General features: G+C 72.3%; 4 protein-coding genes. 2 read left to right on the top strand and 2 right to left on the bottom strand.

Annotated elements, in window-relative coordinates:
• Positions 1 to 509: 4'-phosphopantetheinyl transferase family protein (locus tag NHG85_RS06645; RefSeq protein ID WP_253330952.1), on the top strand; the 509-nt coding region annotated here is incomplete at its 5' end.
• Between the two features lie 74 nt (positions 510 to 583).
• Positions 584 to 1840, top strand: coding sequence for a Wzz/FepE/Etk N-terminal domain-containing protein (locus tag NHG85_RS06640; RefSeq protein ID WP_253330950.1), 1257 nt, complete (start codon positions 584 to 586; stop codon positions 1838 to 1840).
• A gap of 27 nt (positions 1841 to 1867) precedes the next feature.
• Here the strand turns inward: NHG85_RS06640 and NHG85_RS06635 are convergent, their stop codons facing one another.
• Both NHG85_RS06635 and NHG85_RS06630 read right to left on the bottom strand, forming a co-directional pair.
• On the bottom strand, positions 1868 to 2788 hold the full coding sequence (locus tag NHG85_RS06635; protein ID WP_253330948.1) for a CpsD/CapB family tyrosine-protein kinase: 921 nt from the start codon (positions 2786 to 2788) through the stop codon (positions 1868 to 1870).
• Between the two features lie 94 nt (positions 2789 to 2882).
• The gene (locus NHG85_RS06630; protein WP_253330946.1) at positions 2883 to 3830 is read right to left on the bottom strand and encodes a glycosyltransferase family 2 protein; all 948 of its coding nucleotides are present in this window, start codon (positions 3828 to 3830) and stop codon (positions 2883 to 2885) included.
• Between the last annotated feature and the right edge of the window lies 1 nt (position 3831).

Raw genomic sequence — 3831 nt, 5'->3', positions numbered from 1 at the left:
GGTCGCCGCACTGGCCCGAGGGGCTGCACGGCAGCATCAGCCATGACACGGGCCTCGCCGTCGCGGCGCTGTGCCAGGGCGGCGCGGCCTTCGGCATCGACCTCGCGTCCGCGGCACCGCTCGACCGCGCGCTATGGAACGAGATCGCAACCCCGCAGGAGCTGGATCAGGGCACCACGGGCTTTGACCGAGGAGAGATTGCCCGGCTGGTCTTTTCGGCCAAGGAGGCGGCCTACAAGGCGCAGTTTCCTGCCAGCGGCGCGGTGCTGGGGTTCGACGCCATGCGGATCGAGGTCGGTCAGGGCGGCCTCGTCGCGCGGCTGATGCGAGAGGCCGGACCCTATGCGGCGGGCACGGCGTTTCGCGGGGGCTGGGCCCGGATCGGCGATCGCCTCGTGGTGCTGATGCAGGCCCCGGCGCCCGCTGCGGCGGCGCAGCCGGGTTTCGCCTCGGGCAACACTGCGTCGCCGGGCCGCGCGCGCATGGTCAGGCGGGCCGGGGTGAGCTAGATTGCGGCCTGGGTGTGGCGGCAATGGGGCCGGGGGCCCCGGGCTGTGACCGGGGCGCGGAACGGGAGTCGTTGATGGAATATCTTTCCTCGCTGCGCGATCTGCGCGGGGCGCTGCGCCGCAGGGCCTGGGCCATCGTGCTGGTCTGCGCGCTGGGCATCCCCTTCGTGCTGTGGTTCGCACTGACGCGCCCGCCGGCCTATGAGGCGACGGCGGTGATCCAGATCGAGGCGCCCTTGGTCGATGCGGGCGGCGATGCGGCGGCGCTGGCCGATACCCAGCTCGACCTGATCGAACAGAAGATCATGGCGCGCGACAGACTTCTTGATCTTGCCGCGCGATTTTCGCTCTTTCCCGAGCTGAGCGCCTCGGAGCGGCTGGTGCAGATGCGCGAGGCGATCGAGATCAGGAAGCTCGTCGATCCGGCGCTGGCCTGGCGGCCCGAAACCGTGCCCTCGGGCCTGTCGATCACGGTCGAGCTGGGCGAGCGTCAGGTCGCGGCCGATCTGGCCAATGCCCTGCTGAGCGAGATCGTCGCGGCGGCGCAGAGCCGGCGCGAGGGGCGCACCGAGCGCACGCTGGCCTTCTTCGAGGCCGAGGAGGCCCGGCTCGAAGAGGAGCTGGAGACGCTCGAGGCGGAGTTCGCGCGGTTCCAGGAGCAGAACTTCGACTCCCTGCCCACCAGCGTTTCGGTGCAGCGCGACCAGCTCTCGCGGCTGGTGGGCCAGCGGATCGACCTCGAACAGCAGGTGATCGCCTTCGAGACCAGCTCGGACCGGCTGCGCGACGACGAGACGGCCCGCCGCCGGTCGCTGCTCGAACAGCAGCGCCAGCTGATCACCGACAATATCGAGCGCATCGAAGCGGCGCTGGCCGCCGCCCCCGAGGCGGAGCGGCGCTACAACGAGTTCACCCGACGCCGCGACCAGCTGCAGCAGGCGCTGTCGGCGGTGACCGAACGGCGGGCCGAGGCGGCGATGGCGCGGCTCCTTGAAAGCCGTGACGAGACTACGCGCTTCGAGATCCTCGAAGAGGCGGTGCCGCCCGATTACGCCTCCTCCTCCTCGCGCCGCAAGATCGCGGCGGCGGGCGGGATCGGGGTGCTGCTCGCCGCGCTGTCGCTGGCGCTGGCGCTCGAGGTGGTCAACCCGCAGATCCGCACCGCGGCGCAGCTGGAACGCGCGCTCGGGGTGCGGCCGGTGGTGGTGATCCCCGAGATCGACCGGCGGCAGGCGCGGCGCCGGGCCCGCCGGGTCCGGCGGCGCGAGGCCGGGCGTTTTCTCGGAATCTGGGGACGGCTGCGCGGCTGGCGGCGGTTGTTGCCGGGTTGAAGCCTCGGGCGGGCGGAGTCGGGTCGTTCAGGCCGCGCCCGAAGCGGCGTCTTCCTCGGCGCGGTTGAGGATCATCCCCAGGATCGGTTTGTCGTCGCCGATGCGGCGCACCGCCTCGCGGATCTGCTCGGCGCTGTTGCGCCCGCCGCCCACCACCATCAGCACGCAGTCGTAGCGCGCGCGGAACGCCGTCACGTCGTCATGGCTGAGCGCGGGGGGCAGGTCGAACAACACCGCGTCGGGCGTCAGCTCTTCCTGCATCTGGTCGAGCACGGCGGCAGCCTTCCGGTCCTGCAGCAGCTCGGCCGGATAGGTCTCGGGCCGGTCGTTGAGCCCGACGGCGAGGCCGCCGATGCCCAGGAGGTTCTGGCCGACCCGCTGCAGATGCGAGCCGCTCGAGGTGGTGCCGCGAATCCAGTCGGCGATCGGGCCGGGGGCGGAAATCCCCAGCACATCGGCGAGCGCGGGCGCGCGCATGTCGAAATCGAGCAGCACGGTGCGGCGGTTCTCGTAGCGCGACAGCGCGATGGCGAGGTTGGCGGCGGTGAAGGTCTTGCCGCAGCCGCGGGTGGGCGAGGTGATCGCCACGCGCTTCCAGCCATGCTCGTCGAGCGCCTGCAAAAGCCGCGTGCGCAGCAGGTCGAAGGGGGCATGGGCCGGATCGCGGCGGCTGGCGGTGATCACGAGGTTGCCCTCGAGGGTCGCCTCGTCGACCGGGATGCGGCGCAGGCTGCCCCACAGGTCGTGGATCTGCGGCAGCATGTTCTCGTCATTGCCCAGCACCGCGGCGCGCAGGGCGCGCGTGGCCGGGTCGGGCGTGGCAGCGGAGGGCGCGGGGGCCTCCGCCTCGCGCGCCGGTGCATCGACTTCGGCGATCCGGTCGAGAATCGCGGCGCGGGCCTCCGCGCCCAGCCGCCTGCGTCCGTCCCGCCTGCTGCGTTCGCTCATCTCGTCAAACCTTGCCTGCCGCTCGATCGCGGCGAAGGTAACCCGGAACGGGGGGCAAGAATAAGCCCCGATCGCAGCCCTGCCGTGGCGGGGCTCACCTGTATTCGATCAGTTTCATCTCGCGCCCGCGCAGGCGGCGCAGGCGGTAGGTGATCATGCCCTGCGCGTTGGGCAGCTTCGACAGCACCAACAATAGCGCCAGCCCCGCCGCGCGGCCCGGGGCATGGCCCTCCTGGTGCAGCCTGCGCGCGCTGCGCGCCCAGCTCGCCGCATAAAGCCCCGTGGCCGCCAGAACCGCGCCGGGGCCAAAGGCCAGCGCGCCCAGCGCCGCGGCACCCGGCAGGCCCATGCCCCAGAACCGCACGCGCCGCCGCTCGGCATCGAAATGGCCCGGGTGCCGGTCGCCGACCTCGGCAAAGCCGTGACCCGCCCGCACCGCGCGGCGCCACCATTGGCCCGCCTGCGTCATGGCGATGTCGTGCCGGGTCATGACGCGCGGCAGGCGGTGCACCTTCAGCCCGCGCGCCCGCACCCGCAGGCACAGATCCTCATCCTCCGAGCAGATGATCGCGCCGTCGAAGCCGCCGAGGTCCTCGAACAGCGCCGTGCGCAGCATCATGTCGCCGCCGCAGGCCGCGATGTCGCCCGCCGGGCGGTGCCATTCCCATTCGGCCATGGCGTTGTAGAGCGTGGCCTCTGGCGCGACCTCGGTGCGCCAGCCGGTGACGATGCCGATGCCCGGATCGGCTTCGAGCGCGGTCCTGCCCGCCGCGAGCCAGCCCGGCTCCAGCGCGCAATCGCCATCGACGAACTGCACGAATTCCGGCAGGCCCTCCTCGCGCAGCGCCGCGACGCCCGCATTGCGGGCGCGGGCGGCGGTGAAGGGGGCGGCGCGGTCCAGTTCGACGATGCGGGCCCCGGCCGCGCGGGCGATCATGAGGCTGTCATCGGTAGAGCCGCTGTCGACATAGACCACGCGCGCACCGCTGCCTTCGAGCGAGGCGAGGCAGGCGCTCAGTCGCGCGCCCTCGTTGCGGCCGATG

It is taken from the genome of Limimaricola litoreus (genome assembly GCF_024159025.1).
GTDB classification, from domain to species: Bacteria; Pseudomonadota; Alphaproteobacteria; order Rhodobacterales; family Rhodobacteraceae; genus Limimaricola; species Limimaricola litoreus.
The sequence above is the reverse complement of the archived record's forward strand: the minus strand, read 5'-3'. Positions and strand labels throughout refer to the sequence as shown.